Annotated in this window: 25 protein-coding genes; 8 read left to right on the top strand and 17 right to left on the bottom strand. The window is 64.1% G+C overall.

The features are described 5' to 3' along the window. Positions 1–6: 6 nt before the first annotated feature. Both A6F68_RS04480 and A6F68_RS04475 read left to right on the top strand, forming a co-directional pair. Positions 7–2,211, top strand: coding sequence for a GumC family protein (locus A6F68_RS04480; protein WP_067676832.1), 2,205 nt, complete (start codon positions 7–9; stop codon positions 2,209–2,211). After that, the gene (locus A6F68_RS04475; protein WP_157096656.1) at positions 2,192–3,412 is read left to right on the top strand and encodes a glycosyltransferase family 4 protein; all 1,221 of its coding nucleotides are present in this window, start codon (positions 2,192–2,194) and stop codon (positions 3,410–3,412) included. Before A6F68_RS04480 ends, A6F68_RS04475 begins: the two co-directional genes overlap by 20 nt. On the opposite strand, the gene A6F68_RS04470 is transcribed toward A6F68_RS04475, so the two are convergent. Together A6F68_RS04470 and A6F68_RS04465 are read right to left on the bottom strand one after the other, a co-directional pair. Next, positions 3,409–4,353, bottom strand: a complete 945-nt coding sequence (locus A6F68_RS04470) for a glycosyltransferase family 2 protein (RefSeq protein ID WP_067676828.1) — start codon at positions 4,351–4,353, stop codon at positions 3,409–3,411. The two genes, A6F68_RS04475 and A6F68_RS04470, sit on opposite strands and share 4 nt — an antisense overlap. Further along, positions 4,350–5,633: a hypothetical protein gene (locus A6F68_RS04465; RefSeq protein WP_067676826.1), complete on the bottom strand. Its 1,284-nt coding sequence runs from the start codon at positions 5,631–5,633 to the stop codon at positions 4,350–4,352. The genes A6F68_RS04470 and A6F68_RS04465 overlap by 4 nt, the downstream gene beginning before the upstream one ends. A 303-nt stretch (positions 5,634–5,936) precedes the next feature. On the opposite strand from A6F68_RS04465, the gene A6F68_RS04460 reads away from it, so the two are divergent. The 3 genes from A6F68_RS04460 to A6F68_RS14655 all read left to right on the top strand — a co-directional run bounded on the left by A6F68_RS04460 (position 5,937) and on the right by A6F68_RS14655 (position 9,007). Then, entirely contained in the window at positions 5,937–6,206 is a 270-nt protein-coding gene (locus tag A6F68_RS04460; protein WP_067676824.1) for a spike base protein, RCAP_Rcc01079 family, read from the top strand. A gap of 176 nt (positions 6,207–6,382) precedes the next feature. Next, positions 6,383–7,837, top strand: a complete 1,455-nt coding sequence (locus A6F68_RS04455; protein ID WP_067676821.1) for a right-handed parallel beta-helix repeat-containing protein — start codon at positions 6,383–6,385, stop codon at positions 7,835–7,837. A gap of 129 nt (positions 7,838–7,966) precedes the next feature. Then, the gene (locus tag A6F68_RS14655; RefSeq protein ID WP_084001656.1) at positions 7,967–9,007 is read left to right on the top strand and encodes an acyltransferase family protein; all 1,041 of its coding nucleotides are present in this window, start codon (positions 7,967–7,969) and stop codon (positions 9,005–9,007) included. A 211-nt stretch (positions 9,008–9,218) separates the two neighbouring features. Here the strand turns inward: A6F68_RS14655 and A6F68_RS04450 are convergent, their stop codons facing one another. The 14 genes from A6F68_RS04450 to A6F68_RS04390 form a co-directional block, all read right to left on the bottom strand. Beyond that, complete coding sequence (locus tag A6F68_RS04450) at positions 9,219–10,007, bottom strand: glycosyltransferase family protein (protein ID WP_067676819.1); 789 nt, start codon at positions 10,005–10,007, stop codon at positions 9,219–9,221. Further along, positions 10,004–10,669 (bottom strand): class I SAM-dependent methyltransferase, encoded by a 666-nt coding sequence (locus A6F68_RS15155; protein WP_067676817.1) that lies wholly within the window; start codon positions 10,667–10,669, stop codon positions 10,004–10,006. The genes A6F68_RS04450 and A6F68_RS15155 overlap by 4 nt, the downstream gene beginning before the upstream one ends. Further along, positions 10,666–12,120: an oligosaccharide flippase family protein gene (locus tag A6F68_RS04440; protein WP_067676815.1), complete on the bottom strand. Its 1,455-nt coding sequence runs from the start codon at positions 12,118–12,120 to the stop codon at positions 10,666–10,668. Before A6F68_RS04440 ends, A6F68_RS15155 begins: the two co-directional genes overlap by 4 nt. A gap of 3 nt (positions 12,121–12,123) precedes the next feature. Next, positions 12,124–13,386 carry a Coenzyme F420 hydrogenase/dehydrogenase, beta subunit C-terminal domain gene (locus tag A6F68_RS04435; RefSeq protein ID WP_067676813.1) on the bottom strand — a complete coding sequence of 421 codons (1,263 nt, stop codon included), beginning with the start codon at positions 13,384–13,386 and terminating at the stop codon, positions 12,124–12,126. Then, positions 13,379–14,593, bottom strand: coding sequence for a polysaccharide pyruvyl transferase family protein (locus A6F68_RS04430; RefSeq protein ID WP_084001652.1), 1,215 nt, complete (start codon positions 14,591–14,593; stop codon positions 13,379–13,381). Before A6F68_RS04430 ends, A6F68_RS04435 begins: the two co-directional genes overlap by 8 nt. Next, positions 14,593–15,300, bottom strand: a complete 708-nt coding sequence (locus A6F68_RS04425; protein ID WP_084001650.1) for a class I SAM-dependent methyltransferase — start codon at positions 15,298–15,300, stop codon at positions 14,593–14,595. Before A6F68_RS04425 ends, A6F68_RS04430 begins: the two co-directional genes overlap by 1 nt. Continuing rightward, entirely contained in the window at positions 15,297–16,151 is an 855-nt protein-coding gene (gene rfbD, locus A6F68_RS04420; protein WP_067676811.1) for a dTDP-4-dehydrorhamnose reductase, read from the bottom strand. Before rfbD ends, A6F68_RS04425 begins: the two co-directional genes overlap by 4 nt. Next, positions 16,152–17,357 carry a nucleotidyltransferase family protein gene (locus A6F68_RS04415; RefSeq protein WP_067676809.1) on the bottom strand — a complete coding sequence of 402 codons (1,206 nt, stop codon included), beginning with the start codon at positions 17,355–17,357 and terminating at the stop codon, positions 16,152–16,154. Next, a complete protein-coding gene (locus A6F68_RS04410; RefSeq protein ID WP_067676807.1) occupies positions 17,350–19,041 on the bottom strand; it encodes an ABC transporter ATP-binding protein in 1,692 nt (563 codons plus the stop codon). The genes A6F68_RS04415 and A6F68_RS04410 overlap by 8 nt, the downstream gene beginning before the upstream one ends. Beyond that, entirely contained in the window at positions 19,031–21,004 is a 1,974-nt protein-coding gene (locus A6F68_RS04405; protein ID WP_084001647.1) for an asparagine synthase-related protein, read from the bottom strand. The genes A6F68_RS04410 and A6F68_RS04405 overlap by 11 nt, the downstream gene beginning before the upstream one ends. Further along, entirely contained in the window at positions 20,994–21,392 is a 399-nt protein-coding gene (locus A6F68_RS04400; protein WP_074428271.1) for a lasso peptide biosynthesis B2 protein, read from the bottom strand. Before A6F68_RS04400 ends, A6F68_RS04405 begins: the two co-directional genes overlap by 11 nt. A gap of 43 nt (positions 21,393–21,435) precedes the next feature. Further along, positions 21,436–21,639, bottom strand: coding sequence for a PqqD family protein (locus A6F68_RS04395; protein WP_198152677.1), 204 nt, complete (start codon positions 21,637–21,639; stop codon positions 21,436–21,438). Between the two features lie 103 nt (positions 21,640–21,742). Beyond that, complete coding sequence (locus A6F68_RS14960) at positions 21,743–21,886, bottom strand: hypothetical protein (protein ID WP_157096653.1); 144 nt, start codon at positions 21,884–21,886, stop codon at positions 21,743–21,745. Positions 21,887–22,010: 124 nt separating this feature from the next. After that, positions 22,011–22,841: a phosphoenolpyruvate carboxykinase (ATP) gene (locus A6F68_RS04390; RefSeq protein WP_198152676.1), complete on the bottom strand. Its 831-nt coding sequence runs from the start codon at positions 22,839–22,841 to the stop codon at positions 22,011–22,013. A gap of 324 nt (positions 22,842–23,165) precedes the next feature. Here A6F68_RS04390 and A6F68_RS04385 point away from each other — a divergent pair, with 324 nt between their 5' ends. The 3 genes from A6F68_RS04385 (at position 23,166) to A6F68_RS04375 (ending at position 25,438) form a co-directional block, all read left to right on the top strand. Next, positions 23,166–23,414, top strand: coding sequence for a hypothetical protein (locus tag A6F68_RS04385; protein WP_067676797.1), 249 nt, complete (start codon positions 23,166–23,168; stop codon positions 23,412–23,414). A gap of 135 nt (positions 23,415–23,549) precedes the next feature. Next, on the top strand, positions 23,550–24,854 hold the full coding sequence (locus tag A6F68_RS04380; RefSeq protein WP_198152675.1) for an O-antigen ligase family protein: 1,305 nt from the start codon (positions 23,550–23,552) through the stop codon (positions 24,852–24,854). Next, positions 24,851–25,438 (top strand): hypothetical protein, encoded by a 588-nt coding sequence (locus tag A6F68_RS04375; RefSeq protein WP_067676793.1) that lies wholly within the window; start codon positions 24,851–24,853, stop codon positions 25,436–25,438. Before A6F68_RS04380 ends, A6F68_RS04375 begins: the two co-directional genes overlap by 4 nt. 172 nt (positions 25,439–25,610) lie before the next feature. Here the strand turns inward: A6F68_RS04375 and A6F68_RS04370 are convergent, their stop codons facing one another. Beyond that, positions 25,611–26,393, bottom strand: coding sequence for a hypothetical protein (locus tag A6F68_RS04370; protein ID WP_157096651.1), 783 nt, complete (start codon positions 26,391–26,393; stop codon positions 25,611–25,613). Between the last annotated feature and the right edge of the window lie 2 nt (positions 26,394–26,395).

Genomic DNA, 26,395 nt, shown 5'->3' with positions numbered 1-26,395 from the left:
CCCCACATGGACCCGATCGAAAACAAGGCGCCTGGCAATTCGTGGGCGGAGCGTTACCTGCCCGGAAGCGACGGCGGGGGCGAATATCAAGGCACCCAGATCAGCCTGCAGACCGTGCGCGGAATTCTTTGGCGCCAGCGATACATCCTAGTCGGCGTAACGGCGCTGGCAGTTCTGGCCGGCTTCCTCATGACGATCATGCAGGTTCCGACCTTCCAGGCGACCGCGACTGTTCGCGCAGACCCCGAAGAAGCTGACATCTTCGAAGGGTCCAGCCTGGCCCCCGACATCAACATCAACCGTTTCGGAGATTACCTCTCGACGCTTGCGATGGTGATCCAGAGTCGCTCGCTCGCCGAGACCGTCGTCGACGCTCTGGACCTTGCGGACAACCCCGATGTGGTCGGCGACATCGCCACCGTCAGACCGGACGGCATGAGTGACGCGAAATGGAAGGAACGGCGCCGAGCGGTCGCTGTCAATGTCGTCCATGGCGGCGTCCAGGCCGAGGTCCCCGGCTCCGAACGCGTCATCGCGATCTCCTACCAGTCGGAGGATCCTCAACTCGCAGCGCGGATCGCCAACGGCTTTGCCGAGGCATTTCTGACCGACGATCTGCGTCGGAGCATCCAGAAGAACGAATACGCCCAGGCGTATCTCGAGAAGGAAATCCTCGAAACGCGTAATCGGCTCGAAACTGCCGAGCGCCAGGCCCTGGGATATGCCCGCGCGAACAACATCGTCGGCGAAGCCATGCTGGCACCGCCGGTGACAGGCACGGCAACCGAGCAGGGCGCTGCCCCGCAAACAGTCGCCGCCAGCAGCCTTGCATCGATCAATTCGACCTATTCCGCCGCTCGCGCCAACCGGATCAATGCGGAACAACGCTGGCGTGCAGCCGCTGCGGCTTCGCCGTCGGAATTGCGCGAGGTCCAGGCGAGCCCCGTCGTCCAGAGCATCGTCGCCCGCCGGGCGACTGCCCAGTCCGAGCTTGCCGAACAGCGCGTCCGCTACGGTCCTTCGCATCCCGTCGTCCAGGAACTCGAAGCCGAACTGGCGACGCTCGACCGGCAACTCGCTCGCGAAAGCAGCGCCATCAAGGAGGCGCTTCGCAAGGAATACCTCGTGGCAGCCCGCCAGGAAGAAGCGCTGGGACGCGAGCTGTCGAACGTCTCCTCTAAGGTGCTGGACGAGCAGGAACGGCGGGTTTCGTTCAATGCCCTCAACGGCGAAGTGACCGGCCTGCGCACGCAGCTCCAGTCGTTGCTCGATCGGTACAACCAGATCTCGGCATCGGCCAATGTCCGTCCGAACACCATCACGCTGCTCGACAAGGCCACCGTTCCTAACCGGCCGGTGTCGCCGGTTCTGGCGAAGAACCTGCTGATCGCGCTGATCCTGGGCGCCGGCCTAGCGGTCCTTCTCGCCGCGCTGCGCGAGACCTTCGACGACCGCCTGCGGTCGGCAGAGGACGTGGAGCGCAAGCTGGGCGTTCCGCTGCTCGGCATGACGCCGCTCGTCGAGGCCGAGGACCTCGCCGATCCCAAGGGCGCGCTGGCCGAAGCCCACGCTTCTATCCGGGCCGCAGTCGGTTTCACGCTGCCACGGCGCGACCACAACATCCTGATGGTTTCCAGCAGCCAGGAGCAGGAAGGCAAGAGCACGACGGCCATCAGCCTGGCGACCAAGTTCGCCGCGCTGGGACAGAAGGTGCTGCTGATCGATGGAGACCTCAGGCGTCCGTCACTTGCATCGGCGCTGGGCTACAAGCGCACGGATCGGGGCTTTGCCGAGGTCCTTGCCGGCCAAGTCAGATTGCAGGACGCTCTCCTGCCGCAGACGAACCCCAACCTCGACGTTCTTCCGGTCGGGGCGATCCCGCCGAATCCTGTCGAAGTCGTTTCCTCGCCCCGGCTCGACGAGTTCGTCGCCGAGCAGCGCAAGCACTACGCGCTTATCGTGATCGACAGCGCACCGGTGATCGGTCTTGCCGACGCTCCATTGCTCGCCCGGGTGTGCGACGGCGTGATCTTCGTCGTGGAATCGAACCGCGCCCATTTCGGCCAGGCCAAGGCGGCGCTCCGTCGACTTCGCGAGAGCGGCACCAACGTACTTGGTGTGGTCCTGACCAAGTTCCGCGCCCTCGAGGCGGGAGAGAGCTACGGCTACGGCTACAAGTACTACGCGTACGGTGACAAGCAGGCTGCCTGATCGCTATCGCGGTGGGAAATTGCGTGTGGTCCACCTGTCGGGAGATTTTCCCGATCCGGTGGACCCGGGCAAGACCGCGGCGGTACTTCGCCTCGTAGAGCTCACGCAAGATCGCTTCGACCACGAAGTCATGTCCCTCAACCGTCGATCCCCGGGACAGGGGCGACTGTCAGATGCCTTTCGCAACGCTCTCTCGCCGCCCCGCTTGACCCTCCGCGAAGAGAGCTTCGCTTATGGTCACGCGATCGAGTATTCTGCGCCCGGATACGGGCTTTGGCATCGCACGATGCTGGAAACGCTGGGCGAACAGTTGGCCGACCGGATCGCCGCAGCGGGCCCCCTCCCCGACCTCATCGTCGGGCACAAACTCACGATCGAGGGCATCGCCACCCGGCGAATGGCAGATCGTTTGAGGGTGCCGTACGCGCTGTCCATCCAGGGTAACACCGACACGCGCATCCTCGCCGCGCGACCGGACCTGCGCAACCACCTGCGCGAGATCTTTCACGATGCGGCGATGGTCTTCTCCTTTGCGCCTTGGGCACTGCGGCAAGTAGAGGCGCGGCTCGGCGAGCGTACGGCGCCTTCGGTTGTCCTGCCCTGCGCCTTGGGCCAGGACGTCACGCTGCCTCCCAGACCCTCCGGCGGCGGACTGGTTACCGTGTTCAACCTGCGTCACTGGCGCAACAAGGGCTTCGACCGCACGGTCGCAGCGTTGCGCGCTTCCGCTGGTCCGGCGCGCCGCGCAGGCCTGACGGTCATCGGCGGAGGCGACGAGGCGACCTTGGCAAGGTGCCGCGAACTTGCCGGGCCAACTGGGCTCGTTTCGTTTGCCGGGCCGGTAGAGAACGGCGAGATTCCGGCCAGGCTCAACCGCGCCACCGCGCTGGTCCTGCCGTCTCGGCGCGAATCGTTCGGCATGGTCTTCATCGAGGCGCTGTTCGCCGGAATCCCGATCATCTACCCGGCGGGCACGGCGGTCGACGGTTACTTCGACGGGGAGCCGTTCGCCCTTCGGGTGGACGCGGGCTCAACTGCATCGATAGCGGCGGCGATGGACCGGGCGGTAACGCACGAAGAAGAATTAAAGGCCGCACTTGCCGATTGGCAGAACAGCCCGCGTGCCAGACGCTTCACGCGCGAGGCGATCGGCGATGCATTTGCGAGCGGTCTTCACCGGGCCGCTTCCGGGGCCATCTAGTAGCCCTTCAGCCACTCCTCCCGCGTCTTCCACATTTCGCGCCAAGTGGCGATCTGGCCGCGCCCGAACGGCGCGAGTACCACCGATCCAGCCAGCCGGGTCGCCACCCACAGCCGCATGAGCGCGATGCCAAGCCACTTGCGGCCGGATGGCCAGTGGCGGCGCACGATCGTCGCGCGGGCCCTGTGCAGCTGCTTGAGCTTGTCGACCCGGCGAGGCGAGGCTGCCCCGACCAGGTGGACGATTTCGGCTCGGGGAGTGATCATCGGCGAAAATCCGAGTGCTGCTGCCCGCAGGCAGAGATCGTGATCTTCGCCGTACATGAAAAAACTCTCGTCGAAGCCGCCGAGCCGTCGCCAGTCTTCGGTCCGGACCAGCATGAAGCAGCCCGAGATCACGTCGACACGCCGCTCCCTGTCGCGTTTCCAGCCGCCCAGCCCTTCGGGATTGAATACTGGCGACCCAGGAAACAGCCGGGACAGGCCGATCGCGCTGCAGAACAGGCTCCACGGCGTAATCGTGGAGAAGCATGATGCGGGGTTGAGGGATCCGTCGGCGAACAGCGTGCGCCCCCCGACAATTCCGGCCGAGGGATTGGCCTGCGCAAAGCGCCACGCGGCCTCGACAGCACCGGGATGCGTTTCCGTATCGGGGTTGAGCAGCAGCAGATAAGGGCTTCGGGCCCGCTGCGCAGCGCGGTTGTTGGCCGATGCGAAGCCGAGATTCTCGTGGCTTTCCATCAGTTCGACATTGGGAAAGCGCGCTTTGATTGCTTCGGCAGACCCGTCGGACGACGCATTATCCCATACGATCACCTCGATCCGCACGTCGCCCGCATGGGCCAGCAGGGTCTCGATTGCGCGCAGTGTAAGGTCACGGGTATTGTAACTGACGATGACGACGGTCACTTCGGGACCGGCCGCCCGGCTCTCTTCATTCATTGATTGGCGCTACGAGCGGTCGCGAGCCCGACCGCGATGCCCAGAAGCATGAAAAACCATACCAGGAGCGATAGCCACAGCGACACCGAGATCGCGCCGAGCGCGAAAACCGCGAGCGAAATCGCGACGCCGCGCAACAGAAGCGCGTCCATCGGCGGCATGGTTCGCGACCGCCTGGCGACCATCCATACACCCGCGACCGTGGCTGCGGTTAGGGCGAGCGAAGCGGGAATGCCGAATCGGAGCGCCATGAGCAGCCAAAAGTGATCGAACGATCCCGAATGCATCCACCAGGGCCGTTCCCACGTACCGTATCCAATTCCGAACCAGGGATTCTCCGCCACGTTGGCGGTGCCGAAACCCCAAATGAGTATGCGGTTATAGGCGGACGCCGTCTGCAGCGAAGCATAGCGGACTAGCAGCCCATAGGTGCCGGTGTTGCTGAGCATTTCGATCACGAAAACCACCGCTGCCGAAACGATGAGAAAAAGCGACCAAGTAGCGTTGGCTACCCGCACGGTCAGCCAGTCGTAGAAGCGCAGCGCGCCGCCGAAAAGCAGACCGAGCAGTGCGGCCGAACTCAAAGAGAAGAACGCACCGATGGACGCCGCCACGCCCAGCTTGGCCGGCCAGCCCCGAATGCTCGCCATTAGATAAAGCGGCAGGAAACTCGCGAGGAACAGCCCGGCGTGAATAGGATGATTAAAGGTGCCCATCCCACGCATCAGACCCAAGCGTTCTTCCTCGCGCGCGCCAAAGGGAACACCTGAAATCGCGGCAGCGAGCGGCTTCGCAATGCGAACCCCCGTTATCGATTCCTGCACCACAAAGAAGGATGCGATCCCGACGGCCGGCGCGATGAAGACGAGAAACAGGCGCAAGTCGCGCGGCGAATTGATGGAGGATCGCGCGAGGAAATAGGCAAGCGCGATGTCCACCAAATGGGCGCCGGCCATAATCATCGCGGTTCCGAGTGCCGCGGAGGTCACGTAGGAAGCCAGGAAAATCCAGGCTGCGCAAAACGCGATCAGGAAGTCCGGCCACGCGGGACGAAAGCGTTCCCGTACACCCGATACGACAAGGAAGACCGCCGTCAACATCAGGTAGACGCGGTACGGAGGAAGGAGAATCCCGCTGATCCGAGGGTTCAGCTGATCAGGAAGGAGAAGAAGATAGAACAGGCCCGCCATCAGGATAATCGGGAGCGTGGAGACGGCCTGCGGGGCCGATCTCACCGTCATGGGCCCCGCACCCGCGATCACTGTCCGGTTTTGCTGCATGTGGAGGCGGTTAGCCGCTTTTCTACCTGAGCAATACCTGCAATTGCGCAATATCAGCGGGCCGGTCAGGAATTTTTGGAAGCGCGCCGCGCGACGTTACGGTTATGGGGTCGAACGACGTTGCAAGGTGTGAATCGGCGATAGTCGGACCCGACCGGCGAAGTTTTCAAACACCGCGCGAATTGCACGAAGTCTGCGACAGAATTTGCGAACCGGTTGAGGGCGATCGCAAAAACGCCTTTCCTACATATAACCTATTTGGTTACTCCTTTCGGAATAAGCAACCGAAAGGACCTCATCGCAATGATCAACGACTATTATCATCACGTAAGCGACAGCCTGACTGCACCGGCACGACAGGCGTTTTCCGTGACGCCGCACGATTCGAATGATCTGCCCCAGGTTCCTAAGGCGATCTACGTCGGAAACGGCGGCAGCATCGCTCTTCGTCCGATCGGATCGAATGAAGACGTTACCTTCGTCAACGTGCAGGACGGGACGATCCTCGACATCCGCGCGCGCGCCGTCCGTGCCACGGGCACGACCGCGAGCGGCATCGTGGGGCTCGCATGATGAACGGCTACGGTTTCGGCATCGCGCGCGCGACTCGGCGTAAGCCCGGCGGCGGCGGGGGCGGCTCGCCCACGCCGACCCCTCCGCCACCCCCTCCTCCGCCGCCACCCCCTCCTCCGCCCCCTCCGCCTCCACTCCCGCCCCCTCCGTCACCCAAGATCGAAACCTACGGCGAGTTGTCCCGCAGCCAGCCCGGTGCCGGTATCGCGACGACGGCCACAGCCATCGTTTCGGGCGACACCAGCGGCCACTGGACCATCGGCAATGGACGCCTCTACCCGAGCGCGGCGGGCGATACGGCGAACATGAATGCGGGGCCTTACGTACTGGGTCTCGATAACGGCGATACGATCAACGTGACCATCGAGCCCGATACCTGGGACGCCGCCGATTACACCGAGTTCGATTTCCTCGCCCGACAGGCTGCCGCGACCATCCGAGGCAAGACGATCGCGCTTCGCAACAGCGTCGCTTTCCCGCTGCAAGTGACCGGCACGTTCAGCTCCCTGTTCCGCCGTCTCGACCTGCGCGATCCCGCCAACGGCAATCGGCCCACAACCGTCAAGGGCCGGTTCGGCGCTGCCGGCGACTACGCCAGCTATTGCGAGATATCCGGCACAACCTCGATCACGTGCATGGGCCTGACCATCAAGCACTTGCGCACCACGCCGGTGGCCGAACCAAAGTTCAGCATGATCGGGTCGGCCACCTACAACGTCCAGGACATCACCATCGAGGATTGCTGGGTCACCGGTGCGGTGGGTGACCCGAACGGCGATTACTCGGCCTCGAGCAACTATCCGAACTTCGGCAAGGACCTGATCAACACGACCGGCTCCGTCACCAACGCGGTCGGTTCCATCACCGTGCGCGATTGCCTGATCGAATGGGGCGCAAGCTGCATCAACATCGCGGTGAGCAAGGCGGGCCACCAATCGACGATCGTCGGGAACGAGGTGCGCTATTTCTACGACGATGCGATTGGCGTATCGTTACGGGGAGACCCGCAACCCTCGACCATCGCGGGGAATTTCATCCACGACAGCGTCGGGCACAAGGACGACAGCGCGAGTCCGCACCCCGACGCCATTCGCCTGATCGCCAACACGACGGCGGCCGCCGACTGGCCGGGCATCGTCATCGAGGACAACGTAATCCTCCAGGGCACCGCGCGCGGGGCCATGCAGTGCATCTACCTCGACGACTTCAAATCGCTCGCCGGGACCGACAGCGGGCGCTTCTTCGTCGCGACGATCCGCAACAACGTGGCCGCGGGCAACAGCTCGATCCACGGGCTTACCATCGCCCAGGCGAAGGACTGCCTGGTCGAACGCAATACCGTGGTCTCTTGGAACCGGGCGTCGAGCGTCGAACCGTCCATCCTGGTCGGTCCTGCATCGACCACATTCGGCACCAGCGGCGGCGGCAATATCGTGCGCAACAATATCGCCGATGCGATTTATCCGGCACTGGCCGGCGTCACGCTGACCGCGAACCACGAGGCTGGGCTCAACGGCGGCACGATCGCCTATTCCACGTTGATGGATGGTCCGACCTGGGCGCCGACCAGCGTAGCGGAGGCGTTCGCGGTGTTCGCACCCAAGGTCGACGCGGGCGCCACCGCCCCCTGATCCACGACACCCCGCGAACCGGTTCACGGCTCGAGCCGGCGGACCAGTTCGCGGGGGTCGACTTGCGGCCTTGCCCGACCACCAGATCGGAGCCACAGACGGCAAGGAACTGAGCTCCGGGAGGTAAAGATAGCAAACGTAAACTTCCCGGAACTCCGTCGCGTAGCCGCACTCGATGGTTTGCGCGCTTTCGCAGTCATCGCAGTTTTCCTTTTTCACGCATTTCCAGCCCACTTCGTAGGTGGATTTCTTGGTGTAGACTTGTTCTTCGTATTGAGCGGATACGTTATTTCTAGTTCACTAATTGCCAAGAAGATCGATCTGCGAGCATTTTACCTTCATCGAGCATTCCGTATTCTGCCGCCTATTGTTCCCGTTATCGCCTTCGCGCTTGCGACCGGCTTGTCAGGACTGGGTATTGCGTCGTTGGCGGACATTGCTTACGCCGTAGCGAGCATAATGAACTTCGCCCGGATTTACGAATGGACTACGGGTGCCGGCTTAGGACATTTCTGGTCGCTCTCAGTCGAAGAGCAATTTTATTTGCTATGGCCGGTAAGTTTATTGTTAATATTGAAAAACAGCCGCCCTGCGCGCATTCTGGCTGTGGTGGTTTTCTTTTTGTTAATTTTACAGATAGCCCGAGCATTGACCGGCGCGGACGTATTGACACTTTATAACGGCTTGGATACGCGTGCGCCACAACTTTTGCTTGGCTGCCTACTTGCACTGACCTCGATAAGAATCGATTTGAGCAGGCTTTGGCCAATACTGACTATAATTTGGCTATTAGCCATCTGCACAATTCAATTCGATAGTTGGTTTTATCTTTCGTTCGGGATGGGATCGGTTGCCTTGCTGGCGGCTGCGACGATAAAGTTATGTGTGGACGCGAATACGCCACTCCACTCCTTCCTCGAAAATTCCGTGGTACAGTGGGCAGGGTCCCGTTCTTACGCAATTTACTTGTGGCACTACCCTTTGTTCGTGTTTGCGAGCAAACTGCCAAATCATGATCATTTCTCCGAGACATCAACCGCCTTGGTGGTCTTTTTCGCTACCTGTTGCGCTTCCGAATTGTCATACAGATTCGTAGAGACACCTGCTCGCCATCTACGGAACCGAATCGAAGCGCGAGGGCAGGCGAGAAGGCTCTCGTTGATGGATTGACATTTTTATTGATCAAGTTCGCGAGTTAGCATGCGCGGGTCGATGCTCGGCTCAGACGTGTTAGAATGCCGGCGCGACCACGATCGCCTATTCCACGCTCATGACTGGCCCGTCCTGGGGACCGACCAGCGAGCGGAGGCGTTAACGCTGTTCGCACCCAAGGTCGACGCGGGTGCCATCGCCCCTTGACGCCACGCCCCCGCGAACCGGTTCACGGCTCGAGCCGGCGGACCAGTTCGCGGGGGTCGAGCGTGTGGTCGTATGCCTTCGCCCGCCGGTAGCGCCATGACTTCCACAGGCGAAATCGCGACCACATGAGCCGGATCGGCGAGCGGACGATCGGTACCGTAAGCGTCTCAATCGGAAGATGGGCCCGCCACTTTGACTGCATGAACCGCCACGCATCGGTATAGCCGCCATTGAAACCGCGCACCGTTCGACTGTTGTGCACCGCTGGGATGTCGGCGATCCACGACCTGAGTCCCGCTTCGCGCGCGCGCAGAACGATGTCCGCGGCGTAGAGGTGGAAGCCCGGCAGCCCTTCGTCGAAGCGCAGGCCGCTCGCGCGGCGCAGGACGATAACGTACTCGTCGATGCACTGTGCTTCGACGGGGTCGGAGAACCGGCCTCCCAAGCGACGCCCCAACCCGGATGACCACACATGGCCGGCATGTTTGCCCGCCCCATCGATGCCCCATCCTCCGATGACCGCCCAGTCGGGATCGCGCGAGGCTACGAGGGCGATCGCGCGGCGCAGGTCCGCCTCCCAGCGTTCGGGGAGGAACACGTCCTGGTGGGCAAACACGACTACTTCCGCGGACGTTTCGTCGATGCCGCGATTGTAGGCGCTCGATGCCGAATGCGCGCCGCGATATGCGTGAAACGCGGCGCGCCCCTCGGCAATCATTGGCGAACGCAGCAGGTTGTTGGCGAGGATCGCCTCGTCGTTGACAGCTGCGACCACTGCAATCGAGGGCGACGAGGCGCGTCCATCGGTCATCGCTTTCGGCCCACGATGCAGATTTGGCGCGTGGTGAGGTGGCGCAAGCGACCGAACGTCAGAAGGTTGAACAGCTTGGTACGCGCGCCCGGGACCGAGAGATCGCGGATCCTGTCGACATGGATGCCGGCATCCTCGAACATGCGGCAATAGCTCGCCCGCGTGAACCAGCGCAGATGCGTGCGGTCCATCACCCCGGTCTCGGTCAGGTCCCAGCGGCCAGCAAGAAGCCCTCGCACGATGGCGATCTGGGCAACGTTTGGCGAGCTTGCCACTACGAGGGCCCCGGGCTTGAGCAAGGCGGCGACACGCTCGACGACGGTCCAGGGATCGACGAGATGTTCAAGCACCTCGCTCATCAGCACCGCGTCGAAATGCCGTTCAGTCCATGGCAGGTCGAGCGATTCGACATTGCCTTCGATCACTTCGGTGAGGCGGGTGCGGGCAAGCGCTGCGGCGCGCGGCGCAATTTCAACCCCGTGATAGGAGGCAGCGAGACCATCCGCGAGCGCGGCAGCACCCGTTTCGCCCGATCCACAGCCGATCTCAAGAACGCGGGCGTCACCGCCCGCGGGCAGCAGCGCAAGGAAATCGCGGCGTACACCGCCGAAATATCCGTCATCCTTCGCTTCATACCCGGACGTTTCGAATCTTTCGCTCATCGCGCCTCCTTCCGGCGGAGCCTGCTGTGCAGCTGTCGGGCAATCAAGGCCAACCGCCGCCTGAGGTCGGCGGACATCAGCAATGCGAAAACGGTACCGGGTAGGCTCACGGCGGCGGCCAGTACCGCAGAGAACGTCCAGCTGGCATAGGGATCGAACAGGCCGACAATCACGATCACAAGTGCAGCCTGTCCTGCGAAAACAAGTCCGGAGAAACGACAGGCCGAGGCAGCCGATACGCTCCGGCGACCGGCCCGCCACAGAGCGTAGAAAGTCGCCGACACGTCTCCCGCGCACATGCCGGCTGCGACCCAAACGACCGAGTGGCCGGAGTTTATTGCCCAGAACGCAATGGCGAGACCTCCGGTTCGGAGAATACTCGCAAGAAGAATGTCGCTGGTGACGCCCAGTGTCAGCGAAATGACGACGCACCATGACCGCAGTACGACCGACGATGCGAGAACAGCGAGAAACGTCGCCAAAAGTGGTTCGGTAACGTAACCGGGGCCGAACAGAAGGGCAGCGATCGGCCCACCTAGCACGCCTACCGGCAAGACGAAGAGCGACAGGACCAACAAGGTCGCGGCGCCTGTGGTACGGCTACGTTCCGCGAAGAGCGTGGGGTCATCGCGCGCTTCCGACATGAGCGGGAAGGACAGATTGCCGCACAGTCGGGCGAGAAACGTGCTGAGCCCCGCCGTCAGCGCGCCGACGGCGGCATAGCCTGCCAGCTCGCGCATGCCTGCTTGCGTACCGACCACAATCCGGTCGCCTTGCACACCGAGGAAGATCACCACACCGTTGAGCAACAGCGGCCAGCCATAAGCCATCACGTGCCGAAATGCTTCGCGATCGAAGCCGATGCGCCAGCGGTGGTCGGCAAGCAGATGCGACAGGACCACGGTGATAGTCGACGTCGCAAGCGACCCTGCGGCAACGGCGACATAGCTTCCAGTAATCGCAGCAACGGCAATGGCGGTCACGACTCCCGGTATCAGTCCTCCCAGTCGCATCCGGATAAATGGTCCGAAATGCATCTTCCGTTGCTGCTCGAGTGGACTGAGGTGTCGGAACCCCTCGATAACCGGAATGAACCCGGCGCATGCATAGAACCAGGCAAGATCGGGTTGGCCGAACGCGCTAGCGATCCAACCCGCCCCGAGCGCGATTGCCACCCCCAAGAGCACACCCCGTGCCAGCAGTAGGGTCGCTAGGGTTTGGCGGGCGCGCTCGAGTTCAGCATCGCGCGCATGGATCAGATATTTCTCGAACCCAAGGTCGCTGATGAGCGCAAACGAGCTCACGACAAGAACGAACGTCACGCTGACGCCGAAATTATCCGGTCCCAGCAACCGCGCAACGAGCACGGTGCGCAAGAACAGCAAGGCGTGTTCGGCAAAGTAGCCGAATGCCAGCGTCGATGCCGCCTTGCAGAAACGCCCCTGTGCCACGGCCTAGCCTTGCCGCCCGGTGCGCTGCGAAAGCGTTGGCCCCGTGTCCGCCGCGATCCGCCCACCCACCAGCCGCCGCAGCGTGCCGAGGAAGCTGCGCGCGCTCTCGGCAAGCCCAAGTCGCCGGACGTTCTCGGTCAGCGCGAGGCCGCGGTAGCGGGGGAGCCGCCGACCGGTGAGCGCCATTGCCGCGAGGCGCGAAACGACGAGGCCCTTCCGCTTCGCCTGAAACGGCTGCATGTTCGATATGGTTTCCACTGCCAGCGGTTCGGTTACGAGTGCCCCGGTGGCGATGGCTTCTGCGACCAGCGCCTCTCCGCGAGCGCTGCGGGTCAGGACGATGCTGCGTCCCTCGCGCTCGCCGAACAGCGGATTGCCCTGCGCATCGCAATGCCACCCGTCGGCACAGACGACGTCGGCGAACTCGCCGATCCCATCGGGGCAGATCTTGCAGCGAAACTGCAAATGTCGATTGAGGATCGCTCCCCAGCTGGTCGCATAGTCAATCGTCGCTTTGGTACCGTCCTCGAGCTGCGCGGTGGCGAAGCCCGGCCAGCCGTCGCCCCGATAGCGGAACGCGGCGACCGCGTTCTCATCGGCGATCCCCATCGCCGAAAGGACAGCAGAGGTACCGCGGTAGCTCGGCACCCCCGCGCACATGAATGCGATCATGCACACGACCTTCTCATCCACCCGCGGATCGACGCGGGCGAGTTGCCGCAGGCCCGCTACATCGCAAGGCTTGCCGACGAAAGCGAAGCGCCCCGGTGCATCGAGCCGCTCGCCAATGTCCTCGAGCGGAGAAGACGGCGCATACCGCGATCCCGCGGCGCGAAACACGTCGTCACGCCCGGTGCTGATCGCCAAGGCATTGCGGACGGGGGAAGTCGCCGCGACGGCGGTCTGGACAACGTAATCTGCCGTCCCGCTTTCGAGCAGATGCAGAAGGATCGCCGACAGCCCGCCGCCCGACGAGGCGTTGCGCCGCAGGGCCGGGTCGCTCGACCAGCCGAGCCGCGCAGCGACCAGCGGGCCCCAGATGGGATGATAGTCCGGCCCGCCGCGTTCCGATTGCTCGTGGACGACGTTCGCGCCTGGGCAGACCCGATCAATCAACGCAGCGACATCCGCTGGGATCGGCCCGGTCGCGCGCGGACGGCGAAAGCCTTCGGCGCTGTCGTGCATGGCTATCGATCCGTCGATCCCGGCGCACAACCCGCATCCGGCGCACAGACCGTTGGCCTTGATCGTCTCGATATCAAGCATTGTCGGTAACCAATCCGGCGACAATCTCGTCGAGGTAGCCCGAATAGTTTTCCAGCCGCCGCTGTGCAGCCCCGTTCGCTTTCAACGCCTCCTCGCGCACGGCCGCAAGGTTCGAGAATGCAGCCTCGAAGCGCGCGAGAACCGCTGCATTGTCTTCCTGCGTAAGGTCCGCCGTCCACTTGTAGCCCAACGAATCGAACAGACCGGAAAACTTGCGGCTGTAACCAAGCGGTACCACCGCGGTGCCCGACGACAGCGCAGCGATGGTGGCATGCATCCGGCTGCCGGCGAACAAGTCGAGCTGCGCGATGTAGCTCTTCGCCTCGGACGGACCGGAAAAACGTGGAGGCAGGATCGCGCCGGGCACGCGTGCCTGCAGTTCTTCCGCGACTGCGTAATCGTCCTCGTACGGGGTCGAAGCGGCCAGCACATGCGGGACGAGGTGAAGCTCGATCCGGGGATCGCCGGCCAGCCGTTCGAGCAGGGTGTGGACGAGGGCGGGATAGTCGACCGAAAGCGTGATCCGGTCGCCGCTGGCAAGCGCGCGCCGATAGAGCAGCGCAGACACGTTGATGCCGACCTTGATCCGGCCTTGCGCCAGGTCACGCCCGTCCTTGTCGGCCGGCGCGTCGTAGGGAAGCGCGAAGGCCACGTCGGTCGAGATGGCGGACCAGGATCCGATGCCGAGTTCCTCGAGCAGCGCAAAGGACACCTCGTCACGGGCGAATACCCGGGTTGCGAGGTGCATCGCTGCAACCGCCGCCCGGCGCGCCGCCCGCGTGTGGAATGGGCCGATCGTCTGCGGGCTGAGCACGAGCGGCGCGCCGTGCAACCGCGCGGCCAGCTTCGAACCGACGATCAGACCGTAGCGCCTTGACGAATAGATGTCCGAGAAGCTGTCTCCGCCACCGATGTCGAACACCGCGTGGCAGCGGGCCATGCGCTTGTGCAGGGGCGACAGCGGATTGGCCAGCGCCTTGTAGCCGACGTTCTCGAAGTGGTTCTCGAACCGTATCTCGTGCGCGTAGTCGAAGGCTCCGCGCACGCCCATCAGGTGGAAGACCGGGCGGCGTCCGGCGCGCGTCACCGCATCGCCGATGAGGTTGGCGTTCGCGACCGAAAGGGCGCCGACGCCTAGGTTCTCCGACCGGCACGAATGCCAGAGGAGGCCGATCTCGATCGGCGAATGGCGCCTCGCGGCAGGCATCAACGCGTCTCCCGCGTCGCAATCAGCGATTTGGCGAATAGCAGAGCGAAGCGCTCCGTCCGGTGATCGGCGTCCGGAAACAACGCCTTCATCGTCCCGCGCCCGATCATGCGCGTGCCATCGATCCTTCGCCCGGCGGATTCGAAATCGACCTTCCGCGCCAGTCCGATACGAAACCGGGTAAAGGCGAAAAGTCGCACGGGATCCGGCATCCAGTGCAACAGGGGGAAGGCCGTGTGGGGATCGATCGGGAACCAGAAATTGGGCGTCTGGACATAATATGCGCGGCCGACCCTGCGTATCTCTGCAGCGAAGTCCTGCATACGCGCATAACCGCCCACATGCTCGATGACCGAGTTGGAATGGACGAAGTCGAACTCCCCATCCCCGTATTGCGGCATAGAGCAACCGTCGCCGGTAGCTTGCTCGCAATGCAACTCCGCCACGGCATGGGCCGCCTGGAAGGCGAGTTCCTCGTCGAAATTGAGGATCGTTATGTGGACCCGGTTGCGCAGGTCGTGCCTCAACAAATGCCAATAACGCGCCCGTCCACCGACATCGAGCACGCGCACTTCGGCGCGTTCGCTCAGCATCCTTTCGATCATCGATTCAACCAGCGCGAACCGGCGGCTGCGAAAACGCTGCTGCATCGCCTGGAAAAGCCTGCTTTCCTTGCGACGGACGAAAGTGGGCGATGGCTCGCTCATGTCCTGCTTTCCTCGCGCAGCATGCGCCGCAGGTTCTCGCGCCAGTGCGTCGCTTCGAGGTCCAGGGCGCTGCGGGTTTCCCGCGAATCAAGAAGGGAGAACCGGGGGCGCTTTGCAGGCGTGGGGTATTCGCTCGATGCGATCGGCACGATCGGCACGGCGCGGTCCAGCACCCCGAGGGCGAGAGCTTCCTCGTGGATCGCCACGGCGAAATCGTACCAGCTGGCAACGCCCGCATCGGTCCAGTGCCAGATTCCAGAGGCAGGCCGCAAAGCGAGCGTCCAGATGACTTCAGCGAGGGTTCCGGTCCACGTAGGAGCGCCGATTTGGTCGGCGACCACGCGCACTTCGGAACGGGTGCGCATCAGCCGCAGCATGGTGTTGACGAAATTGGCGCCGCCGGCTCCATGGACCCACGCAGTCCGGATGACGGTGGCGTCTTCGCCCGCAGCGTCCTCGCCGGCCGCCTTGCTGGCACCATAGACGGAAAGCGGATTTCGCTCGTCCCCCGGAAGATAGGCACGGCTCGCTTCCCCGTCGAAGACGAAATCGGTCGAGACCTGGACAAGGCGTCCCCCGACCTCGCGCAGCGCGGAGGCCATGGCCCCCACAGCCGCTGCATTGACCGAATGGGCCAGGTCGGACTCGATCTCGGCTTTGTCGACCGCGGTGTAGGCGCCGGCATTGACGAGGATGTCGGGCGCCGCCGAAACTACTTGCCGGCGGACGGCTTCGGCATCGGCGAGGTCGAGTTCGGAGCGGACCGGAGCGATGATTTCGGCCTCCTCCGGCGCAGTCGCGAGGAGCGCCCTGCCAAGCTGGCCGCTCGAGCCGGTGATCAGGATTCTCACTTACGCCCCTTCACGCTCCATGGGCCCTGCGCGCACCCAGGCGACAATATCGACGCCCTTGGAAATGCCATGAAGGCGCCGTTCGACAAGGGCGGCACCCGCCTGGCGCGTCCGATCGACCAGCCAGGCGAGATAGGCCGCTATTCGCGTGCGCCCTTGGCCTCTAAAGGACTCCAGCGCAAGCGGATCGGGCGCGAAGGCGCGGCGGACGAAGGCGCCGGCCCGCACGGGTTGTGAACCGCCCGCCTTGCGATCCACGATGCGTTGACGCCGGGCCACTTCGCGCGGGACGGCCATGAGCGCCATGGCGCGCTCGGCGGAGCCGGGGGGCGGGGTTTCGAGCACCGGGCCCAATAGCCGGGGCCAGTCGGCCCCCGCATCGTGGGCGACGGCCGCAACCAGGGAAAGCGCGCGGTCGAGGCCGAGCCGACTGGCCCGGTCGGGCAAGGAGCGGATGGCAGGCTCGTCGCCGCGCAAGGCGTACGCCGCGTCCGCCAGCACAATCATCGTCGAGATAAGCCCGTCCTTGGCGCAGGCGTTCGCCATAAGGTGCAACAGGTTTGCGGAAGCGGAGGGAAACAGAAGTGCGGCATTGCCCGCCATGTCTGACTGGGCCGATCTGACTATCTCATTCTGCAGGGCCTCGCCGCCAATTGCAGCGCCGACCCGCCAATGGATCTCGATCGTCACACTAGCGCCGCCGTCTACAATGGGCGCGAGATGCTCGGGGTTATCCCAGACCTGGTCGAGCACGCCTGGATGCACGCTGTAATCGCGATCGGCGAGCAAGACGCGGTGGGCCTGGGCAGCCGCTTCGCCGGGAATAAGCAGGTCCAGATCGACCATCGGTCGCAAGTGCGGCTCGGGATAGCTGCAACGGGCGATTGCCGCGCCCTTGAGCGCAATGGCCCGGATGCCCGCAGCAGAGAGCCGATCGGAAACCCGCACCAAGGCGGCGGAATGCCGCAGGGATTCAATTCTTGCCTCGCGCTCCAGGGCCATGAGCCGGACTGACTCAGGGGAAAGAGCCTCGCGCGCGAGGCGGAAAGGCGCCGCGCGAACCAGTAACGGAGCCGCGCGCACCCCGCAGGCCATCGCAGCGAGCCTCCGCCAGGTCCGTTCGTCCATCTCGGCGAGCGCGGTGTCATGATCGCCTTCGGGGTCGGCGCACAGCCTTGCCAGTGCCAGTACCGCGGGATCAATCACGCTGCGCACCCAAGTCGACGTGTAGGTCCGCTAGCGACTGCAGGGCAGGTCGGTGACCCAGAATGACGAAGGTGCGCACGCCGCGCTGCCCTGCGATAGCGTCCGCGATGGCGGTTTCGTTGCGGGGGTCGAGTGCCGACGTGACTTCGTCGAGGATCACCAGTGAAGGGTTGCGAAGCATCGCCCGGGCGAGGGAGAGGCGTTGGCGTTCGCCGCCCGAAAGCTCCCGCCCACGTTCGCCCACAACCGTGTCCAGTCCCAGAGGCAGATCGAAGACGAACTGCGCTGACGCGGCTTCGATCGCGCTCTTCATTTCGTCCAGATTCTTGCCGGCAGTGCCCCAAGCGAGGTTATCGGCGATGGTGCCATCGAACAGGTACGGTGTCTGTTCGACATAGGCCACCTGCCGCCGCCATCGGACGCGCGCAGGCCCCTCCAGTGCGATGTCGTCTACCGTGATCGCTCCCGCGTGGGCTTCCAGAAGGCCGCACAGGAGGTCGGCCAGCGTACTCTTGCCCGAACCCGATGGTCCCATGATTGCGACCACCGCCCCGCGCGGAATGCGCAGGTCGAAGTTTTTGAGGATCGGCCGATTGCGATCGTGATAGGCGAAATTCACCCCCGCTGCCACGATCTCGCGTTCGAAAGGTATCGGGCCTTTGTCATCGACCTCGGGCTCGGCGGCGCGCTTCGCCTCGTCGATTGTGCCGAGCAGCGTCTCCAGGGCCGGCAGGCAATACTGCCAAGAGCGCCAGGCGTCCTGCAGATTGCCGGTGAGAGGCGCGATGCGCAGGAAGATCGCGAGAACCGGGACGAACAGGACCAAGGGCACCGCCAAAACGCGCAGTCCGACGAATACGATGACGGCGAGGATTGCTGCCGTGGTCACCTGCATGCCCAGGCTGGCACGGTGCGTTGCCCGCGTATAGTTCCATTCCGCCGCCTCGAGATCAGCCGCGACTGCATCGAAATCCCGGTTCAGCGAGTCCTCTGCTCCGACGATCCGTGCCGCGCGCAAGTGAGCGAACCCGTCGGAGACATGCCCCTGGAGCCGGCGATAGGCAGAATCGAAATGTTCTCCCCAGCTTCGCCTGCTGCCCTGCAATGCTGCAGCGGCGCCGGCGGCGAGCGCGGCCATGACAAGCGTAAGCGCGGTCAATCCCGGGGAGAGCCACGCCGCAGTCGCCAGCAAGACCAGGATAGTGATGCTGGCCGAAAGCACCTCGATGGCCCGATCGACCAGATGACCCAGGCGTTCGGCTTGGCCGACGACGAGCGCAGCGTAATCGGCGCTGCGCTGGCCGCTCAGCCAGCTCCATTCCGCCTGTACGATCGCACGCTGGACGCGAAGGCGCAGCTCCTTCGAGAGGCCAAGCCCAAGCGCGGCGCGCGCACCCCTTACCCGATATGTGATGGCGGCCCTCAGGGCGACAAGCGCGACGAATCCCCCGAGAAGGTAGACGAGCGGCAGCGAGGAGAATTGCCCAAGCCATTGCGGCACATTGCCAGGCAAATCCGCACCGGCGACGAGAGACGTCATCGGAATGAGCAGGAAGAGGCCGATCCCCTCGGTCGAGGCGGCGAGGATCATCCACCCCATCGCGGCCATGAGCTTGCGGCGACCGGTGATGCGGGTGAGGAAGGCGAGTGCCTCGATGCCGCTGCGAGGCCTATCAGGCGACATTGCGACGCCGGCTGTATCGCAAGAACCGTGCGGCCGTGATGCCTGTACCGATCGCCGTCTGAATGCGGTTCTTGTCGGCCAAAGTGTCCGCAGACGGGCCGGCCCAAGCGGAGAGGTCCCCTGCCAGACGGGGGAGGTCGATGACCCTCGCGACGTCGGGATCGTTTTCCAGCATCGCGAGCTCCGCGCGAAGGGCGTCTCTTTCCCGCGCAAACCGCTCCGGCCAGTCGGCATTCTGCCGTCCGCGGCGGGTCTCCAGCCTGACCATTTCCGGGATTCGGCCTTTCAGCAGGCGGCGCGCCAGCCAGCGTGACTGGCCATGTCGAAGGAACTGATCGTCGGGCATGCCCGCGCATAGTTCGACGAGCGGAAGGTAGGCTGTGGGATCGCGATCCTGCACACCGTAGAGGAGAGCGAAGGCGACCTGCAGTTCGGGCCCATCGGTGAAGCCGCTTTCCCACGCACCTTGCCGCCATTCGGCGCCCGAGGCGGTGCGCGAAGTTGCCGCCTCAAGGCCCGCTTCGCGAAATCGGTCGATGGCTCCGCTGTCGCGGGCAAAATCCTCTCGCATCGGCGACCAGGTCGTAAAGGGATCGACGCTCGTCTTGGCGCGCCCCTTGATCGCCAGACGCGCCGCTGGCGGGAGATTGGGCATTACCGCCCGCGCGGCGAAGCGCCATGCGAGCGACCGGTCGTCGTCGAGCGCGCGCAGTTCGCGCAGCAGCGTCACGATGCGCCCCTGCCGCAGCCAGCCGGGAAATCCCGTGTACCCGTCATAGCTGAAGACCATGTTGCCGAAGCCGGCGTTCAGGATCGTATCGCACCCCGCGGCCGCCGCAGCGCGAACGATCGGATAAGACCACGCGCCTGTCGCAACGTTGGCGGGGGGCCATGACCCCATCAGGAAGACCGCTTCCATCTCGTCACCGAGGTTCTGATCCTCGCTCCGAACGAAGTTGGTTTCAATCCTGTCCGGATACATATCGGCCAATGCCCGCACATGGGCGCTCTCGTCGTCGAACCGGTCGGGAGGCGCGCGGTGCGGCGCTTCCACCATCGGCAAGGCGGTGTAGGCATGAAGTCGCTCACCCCCTGCAAGGCGCTCCACCGCGTAGCTGGCGACGCCCTGCGAATCGAGTCCTCCGGAAAGGTACATCGCGCACCGGCGGGTCCCTTCCAGCGCCGCATCGAGGGCGCGTCCCATCTGCTCGTCCACCGCTTCGACGTAATCCTCGTCGCGGGCAAAGCGCACCGGGCGAACCGCGTCGAACGACCAGAAGGTCCTTCGCTGGAACCCAGCCGGATCGTGCATCTCGACGGTTGCAGCCCCGACCCGGCGATGTCCGAGAAACCAACTGCGCACGTGATCGGTTGAGTTGAACAGGAGCCTGTCGCCGAGCATCGCCTCGTCGATCTCGTCCGGAGCACCCGCGGCGAAAAGTGCTCGGGGGATCGATGCCGCGACGAGAAATTCACCGTCTCGCCACACATGCATGGGGTAGAAGCCGGTCGGCGAACGCGCGATGCGCACCTGACGGCGCGAAGGAAACCACTGCAGGGCTGTGTAGTTGCCTGTCAGGACACGATCGCAATCGTCGCCGAATTGGGCATGCGCTGCGGCATAAGCCAATGCCGGGCCGCCACGGGGGTCGATCGCGAGCGTTCGGCAAGTGTCGCTAAAGTGGTGAATGGTGCCGGCGAGCATTGTCAGGGCACCATCGCTCGAAGCGGACCACTGCGTGCGGATCACCCGCGGCGAACGGCTCCCTGCGGGCGCATGAAGGGAGCGCGCCGCAAACCAGCCACCTTCGATCGGCCCGCTGCGAACGTCGCCGGCCCGCCCCAAGAGAAGCGCAGCGGCCATCCGCTCACCGCAAGCATCTGCCCTCGTTCCTCCGCACAGGTCGATGGCCGCCGCGACGAGGAGGTCGTGCGATTGCTCCGGTCCGGCCTCAGCCGGCATGGGCCAGGGTCTGGAACGCGACGAGAGGCCGATATTCGCTCCGCTCGCAGTCTCCGATCAGGATAACCCCACCTTGTTCCACCCAAGCGTGCCAGCAATCCCCGCTTTCGCGGTCGTTCGCGTGGACGGCTATGACCAGCGAACCACCGCGCCCCGTGCGCTTGAGCCACCATTGCAGGACCATCGCCTGCGGCAGGCATTTGACAGTGAATGGAAGGCGCCACGCAGCCCGTTCGATCCGGCGCGCCATGGCCCGAGTGTCGGGGTCGATTACAGTTAATTGTGGAAGAGGGGTGGTCGCCGATGGTGTCGCGCTGCCCAGCGACCACCCCCAGCGGCCGAGAGGGATCCACTGTACGAGGGCCATCGCCACAAGCAGCCGGATCATGACAATCGTCGTCGCAGCCCAGGTTCCGATCCGCTGGACGGGATCAGTCGTAGCGCGCAAGACCCGCGGCGACCAGTTCGTCAGCGAACCGCTCGACTTCCGCTCGGCACCGTCCCGGTTCGACATCGTACTCGGCCTCCAGCGCCGAACAGACGGACGCCAGCTCAGCGGTCTGATCGAGAAGCTCCCAGATGCGGAGCGCGGTTCCGGACATGGTCGAGAACCTGCCGCTCCGCAAATTGATCACGGTAAGCTCATCGCCCACCATGGTACTACCGAAGGCGCCCGAGTTCTTGACGAGCTGGGCGGTAGAGGACTGCCGCTCGGAATCGTCGCTTGGCCGCCCCGGATTACGACTTGTGATTTTGTCCCGTCCCCCCGTCGCCGGGTTTCCCGTCTTGCGTCAAGGCGACATCGGCAAGGGAAACGTCGGGCTTGCCCAGCGCCGGCCGTGTCCACGGCTTGCGGTCAGTAAGGACGATACGCTGGTTCATCGTGCAAATCCCAAAAAGAGTCTCGAATGGAGCGGCCCATGTTGCGAAGCAGCATAGTTGAAAAAATCTTACGCAACAAGGGCGAAGCCAGTTCCTGCCATTGCGGATGCCGATTGTCGCGCGATCAGCGAAGGGCGCCCACCGGCAATTGTTCCAGGGCGCTGGCGAGCCAATCAAACTGCGAATGATCGAGATGGGAGGTGGGACGCTCGAAACGCCAGACCCGAACCGATCGCAGCAGTTCGAAGAGCCAGGCGCCGTGGACTTGCTCGTCTCCCCGAACCACGGCGATTGCAGGCCGATACATGGCCTCAGTGAACGCCTTCAATTTCGCTGCTGCAGCTTCGGCCTCGACGAACGCGACCTTTTCGCCGGGGACCAGGACGATCAGGTCGGTCAGGGGCGCGGCCACATCGGCGCTCCGGGCGGCCTTCCCGTAGAACTTGCCGGGCAGGCCAAGGATTTGGTCGCCCGTATCGGCGCCGATGAAGCGCGCCGCGTCCGCCCAAAGCTTGAGCGGTTTGCGATCGGGCACGCCCACTAGCCGATCCCCGGCCATGGCGAGAACCAGCGTGTCGTCGCACAAATGGGGAAATCCGCGCGCCGCCAGCGCCGCAGCCAGAGTGGATTTTCCCCCACCCGAATCGGCGGTGAAGGCGATCGCGCGACCGTTGGAGACTATCGCGCTCGCATGCAGCGGGAAGCATCCGTTGAGCCAGGCCACCGCGCCATACACGGTACCCCAGAGGAAGATCCGGAAGTCATCGTAGGCCAGGTCACCTTCCGGTATTTCGGCGATGATGCCCCTGCCTCGCTGGTAGTGAAAACGGACCCCTTCGGGTGTGGCGAACCAGAACTCGTCCTTGCCGAACGTGACGCCGTCTGCCCGCACCGCGTCGATACCCACCGGGTCGGGCACGTGACCGCGCGTGACCTGCATCTCGGTATGCAGCATCGACGTCACATCGGGCGCCGGTACCGTCAATGGGACGCCTGGACGATCCAGCGGCACATGCCATGACTGGCCTTGCCCTCAGGTTCCGGCGTCGAAGCAAGCAGAACCTTTCCGCCCTGAAGCGGGCGCGGCGCGGCGGAATAGGCCGAAGATTTCGTGTGGTGCTTCATCCTTCCAAACCGACTAATCGCCGGCGCTCGCTGCGTCGATAGCGATATGACGGGAACCTCGTGGTACCGGGAACGACGCCGCCGCACCTTGCGTTCTATTTGCGCGCTGTGTAGGATTCTCCTGCAACCGTCCGATTCATCTTAGGAATTTCTCATGAAGCCCACCGCCAAGCTCGCCTTCGTGGCCGCCTCGTTTGCGATGGTGCTGGGCTCGTCTCCGGCGACTGCCGGTACGCGCGCGGAAAGCTCGCCCGTCGCGGTCGACATCAGCCGAGGGACCGAGAGCGTCGTAGACCAGAACGAACTCAAGGGCCGGCACCTCTGGCTTCTGCTTCTCCTCGCTGCGATTATCGCCGCAATCCTCGCGGGCTCCGGCGGTGGCGGTGGCCGTACCCGCGGCTGACGGATCCCAGATTCGCGACCATGATACGGCCTCCCGCAAGGGAGGCCGTTCTTGCAAGTGGGCGACGCGACACAAGTCATGACCAGCGGAGGCAAGTCCTATCTGCCGATAAGGCTCTCGAGGGACGCCTGGACGGTGTCCATCCTTCTCGCGTTGGCCGTCGCCATCGGTGGGGGCGGAGCGAACGCGCCCTGGGGCAATCTTGTCGTGCAATTGGCTGCGATCGCTGCGCTGGCAGTCCGCGGGAAGGCCTTGGCGGAGTTTGCCACGACTTCGCCGCGCGCCCTCACTTTGCTTGTCGCTGCAAGTTGCCTTTTTCCCCTTGTCCAGCTCGTGCCGCTTCATCCCGATCTCTGGCGGGACTTACCCGGTCGCAGCCTTGTTGCCGGATCGCAAATGCTCTCGGGGGGACTGGGCTGGTTTCCGCTATCGCTTTCCCCTGCGCGCACGCTCGTCGCCTTTCTCGGCACTTTGGCGCCGCTTGCGGTCATGGTGCTTGCCATGCGGTGCTCTCCGCGCGAGCTCGCGGTGTTGCAATCCATCACCGTCTGCCTCGCGATAGCCGCCGCCGCTTTCGGAACCCTGCACCTGTTCAACGACGAATGGGGAGATCTCTACGCATCGCAGCGGCCGCTTGCCGGCGTACTCGTGGCGACATTCGCCGATCGTAACGCCGCGGCCCTTGCGCTCGTGGGCGCCCTGTTGTTCCTGGTCGGGCTGCCTGCTCCGGCCCGGACGGCTCAGCAAAAAGCCATTCGCGCGGCGGCAGGGGCGTTCCTGGCTACCTGTGTCGTACTCACGGGTTCACGCAGCGGGATGGTCCTGTTGGCGGCGCCAGCATTGCTGTTCGCCTGGCGCCTTGCCGGGATCCAGCCGCGCGCAGATCGGCATGCCGGGAATTCGCGACGGTCGATGACTTGGGCAGCAGCCTTTGCTTTGCTTGCGCTTGCCGGCGCTGCGGCGATCCTCACAACCGATCGGGCGCAGGAGACACTCGACCGTTTCGACGGAGGTGACGGTATGCGCGCCGAGATGCGCGCGGATTCGCTCTACGCTGCGCAGCGCTACTGGCCGGTTGGTGCGGGGATGGGGACTTTCGACGAGGTCTTCCAGGTCGACGAGTCGCTCGAACACGTAAGCCCGCGAAGGGCCGGACGGGCGCACATGGATTACCTGGAGCTCGCGATCGAAGGAGGTTTGGTGGCGGTGCTCATAGCCGCCGCCTGGATAGGCTGGGTGATCCTGACGGGATGGCGGGCAATTCGCACCCCCGACGCCTGGTCGGCGCGCGCGGCCCTGTTGTTCCTGGCGGCGATTGCCGCCCAATCGACATTGGCCTATCCGCTCAGGAACCAGGCGATGCTGTGCCTTGGCGCTCTGGCTGTCGCACTGCTCGCGCGCAGTCCGATAGTTCGCACGGACCGGGGCCCCCTTCCATGATCCGTGCCACATGGATCGCGCTCATGGTGCTCCTTGCCGGAGTGGCAGTGTGCGCGCAGATCGACCGCGCGACTGTGAACGACCCGGCGCTCGCCGTGCTCGTACCAGGCCCTTTCCGCGCCTTCGCGCAGGCTCCGCTCGCGGCAGCCGCACTTGTCGGAACCGATGGCGACGCCGCCATCAAGGAAGCGCAGGTGCTCGTCCGGCGGCGTCCTGTCCCCGCCGAGCACCTTTTCCTTCTGTCGATGGCAAACCTGACGTCCGGCGATCCCCAAGGCTTTGCCAAGGCATTCGAGCTCTCGACCCGTCGCGGCTGGCGCGCACGGCCGGTCCAGGCGACCGCTGCCCGGGCTGCGCTGGACACAGGTGATGTGGAAGCCGCAGCGAACCGTATCGCTGCGCTGTGGGCGCTCGGCCCCGATGACGAAACGAGGGCACTGACAAAGGAGTTGCTCGATCGGCCGGGCGGTCGGGCGGCCTTCGAACTGCGTGCCGATGCGAACCCTGTGTGGCGTGCTTCAGGAAGGCGTGCTCTGGACCGGGACGACGCTTCGGAACGCCGTCGGTTGCCTGTCAGGCAGTAGATCCCGCCCATCTAAGGCCGAGGCTCGTGAGTGCCCGCGAGCGGAAGGACGCGCTGCTGGCTGCCACGCCGATAATCCCCATCCGCTGCAGAACGCTTCGCTTATTCGGCCGAAGCCGCCTCGATCCGGATGGCTTCCCTCGCCCGCATCCTTTTCGCGAGGTGCGGTGAACCTATTTACCCGCGCAATCGGCGACCGCTGCTTCCAGCTTGCGCAAGTTATCGATCTGCTTTTGCAGGCCCGCCTTCACCGTTTTCTTCGCCGATTCCGTGCCGCCCGCACCTTCGATATCGGACAGATAGGTGTCGAACGCCTTTTCCAGATCGTGGTTGTATTTTTCGATTGCGAAAGCGAAGTCCGTCACCCTGCCGACTTTGTCGGAGGCCTTGCCCCACAGCTCGCCCGCACCTTTCCGCGAACGCTCCTTCATGACCTCGCCTGCCGCCAATGCGCATTTGTTGGCGGCGATGACGCTTTTCGCACCGGCCTTTTTCACACCATAGGTGTCATTGGCCATAGCATCGATCATCAAATTCGTCGTGTTCGCGGCGAAATCGGACATGCATTTTTCGAAGTTGTCCTTGCCCCCCTTTGCATAACCAATGGCGGCCTTCGCCGAATCCTTCGTCAGGCCCTTTCCTGCCAGGACGTTGCCGGCTTCGGATGCGACGGGACGCAATTTCTTGAGCGATGCAAGGACGGGGTTCTTCGCGCCGGTGAGCGCCATGCCAAGGTCGACAAAGGCCTCGGAAGTCGCCTTCAGCAGGTTGAGAGTCAGACCGACCCCGGCCAGCCGCTCCTGCTTTGTCTTGTGCTTCTCGATATCCTGGATCTGGCCTTCCAGGACCTTGATGGTCTTTCGAAGGTCGATGGCCTGCTTGTTCATCAGATCGATCCCGGCCTGGGAGCACACCATGGCCGACTTCGCATCGAGTGAAGGCTTATCCAACCGCATCG

Source organism: Tsuneonella dongtanensis, assembly GCF_001698205.1.
GTDB classification, from domain to species: domain Bacteria; phylum Pseudomonadota; class Alphaproteobacteria; order Sphingomonadales; family Sphingomonadaceae; genus Tsuneonella; species Tsuneonella dongtanensis.
Note: the sequence above shows the minus strand (reverse complement) of the source record. Positions and strands in the feature narration are given on the sequence as shown.

Coding starts and splice junctions, on each gene's coding strand:
- A6F68_RS04480 (WP_067676832.1), top strand. CDS start 7: ATGGACCCGATCGAAAACAAGGCGCCTGGCAATTCGTGGGCGGAGCGT.
- A6F68_RS04470 (WP_067676828.1), bottom strand. CDS start 4,353: ATGAATGAAGAGAGCCGGGCGGCCGGTCCCGAAGTGACCGTCGTCATC.
- A6F68_RS04465 (WP_067676826.1), bottom strand. CDS start 5,633: ATGCAGCAAAACCGGACAGTGATCGCGGGTGCGGGGCCCATGACGGTG.
- A6F68_RS04460 (WP_067676824.1), top strand. CDS start 5,937: ATGATCAACGACTATTATCATCACGTAAGCGACAGCCTGACTGCACCG.
- A6F68_RS04450 (WP_067676819.1), bottom strand. CDS start 10,007: ATGACCGATGGACGCGCCTCGTCGCCCTCGATTGCAGTGGTCGCAGCT.
- A6F68_RS15155 (WP_067676817.1), bottom strand. CDS start 10,669: ATGAGCGAAAGATTCGAAACGTCCGGGTATGAAGCGAAGGATGACGGA.
- A6F68_RS04435 (WP_067676813.1), bottom strand. CDS start 13,386: ATGCTTGATATCGAGACGATCAAGGCCAACGGTCTGTGCGCCGGATGC.
- A6F68_RS04430 (WP_084001652.1), bottom strand. CDS start 14,593: ATGCCTGCCGCGAGGCGCCATTCGCCGATCGAGATCGGCCTCCTCTGG.
- A6F68_RS04425 (WP_084001650.1), bottom strand. CDS start 15,300: ATGAGCGAGCCATCGCCCACTTTCGTCCGTCGCAAGGAAAGCAGGCTT.
- A6F68_RS04410 (WP_067676807.1), bottom strand. CDS start 19,041: ATGTCGCCTGATAGGCCTCGCAGCGGCATCGAGGCACTCGCCTTCCTC.
- A6F68_RS04405 (WP_084001647.1), bottom strand. CDS start 21,004: ATGCCGGCTGAGGCCGGACCGGAGCAATCGCACGACCTCCTCGTCGCG.
- A6F68_RS04400 (WP_074428271.1), bottom strand. CDS start 21,392: ATGATCCGGCTGCTTGTGGCGATGGCCCTCGTACAGTGGATCCCTCTC.
- A6F68_RS14960 (WP_157096653.1), bottom strand. CDS start 21,886: ATGAACCAGCGTATCGTCCTTACTGACCGCAAGCCGTGGACACGGCCG.
- A6F68_RS04390 (WP_198152676.1), bottom strand. CDS start 22,841: ATGCTGCATACCGAGATGCAGGTCACGCGCGGTCACGTGCCCGACCCG.
- A6F68_RS04385 (WP_067676797.1), top strand. CDS start 23,166: ATGAAGCCCACCGCCAAGCTCGCCTTCGTGGCCGCCTCGTTTGCGATG.
- A6F68_RS04375 (WP_067676793.1), top strand. CDS start 24,851: ATGATCCGTGCCACATGGATCGCGCTCATGGTGCTCCTTGCCGGAGTG.
- A6F68_RS04370 (WP_157096651.1), bottom strand. CDS start 26,393: ATGCGGTTGGATAAGCCTTCACTCGATGCGAAGTCGGCCATGGTGTGC.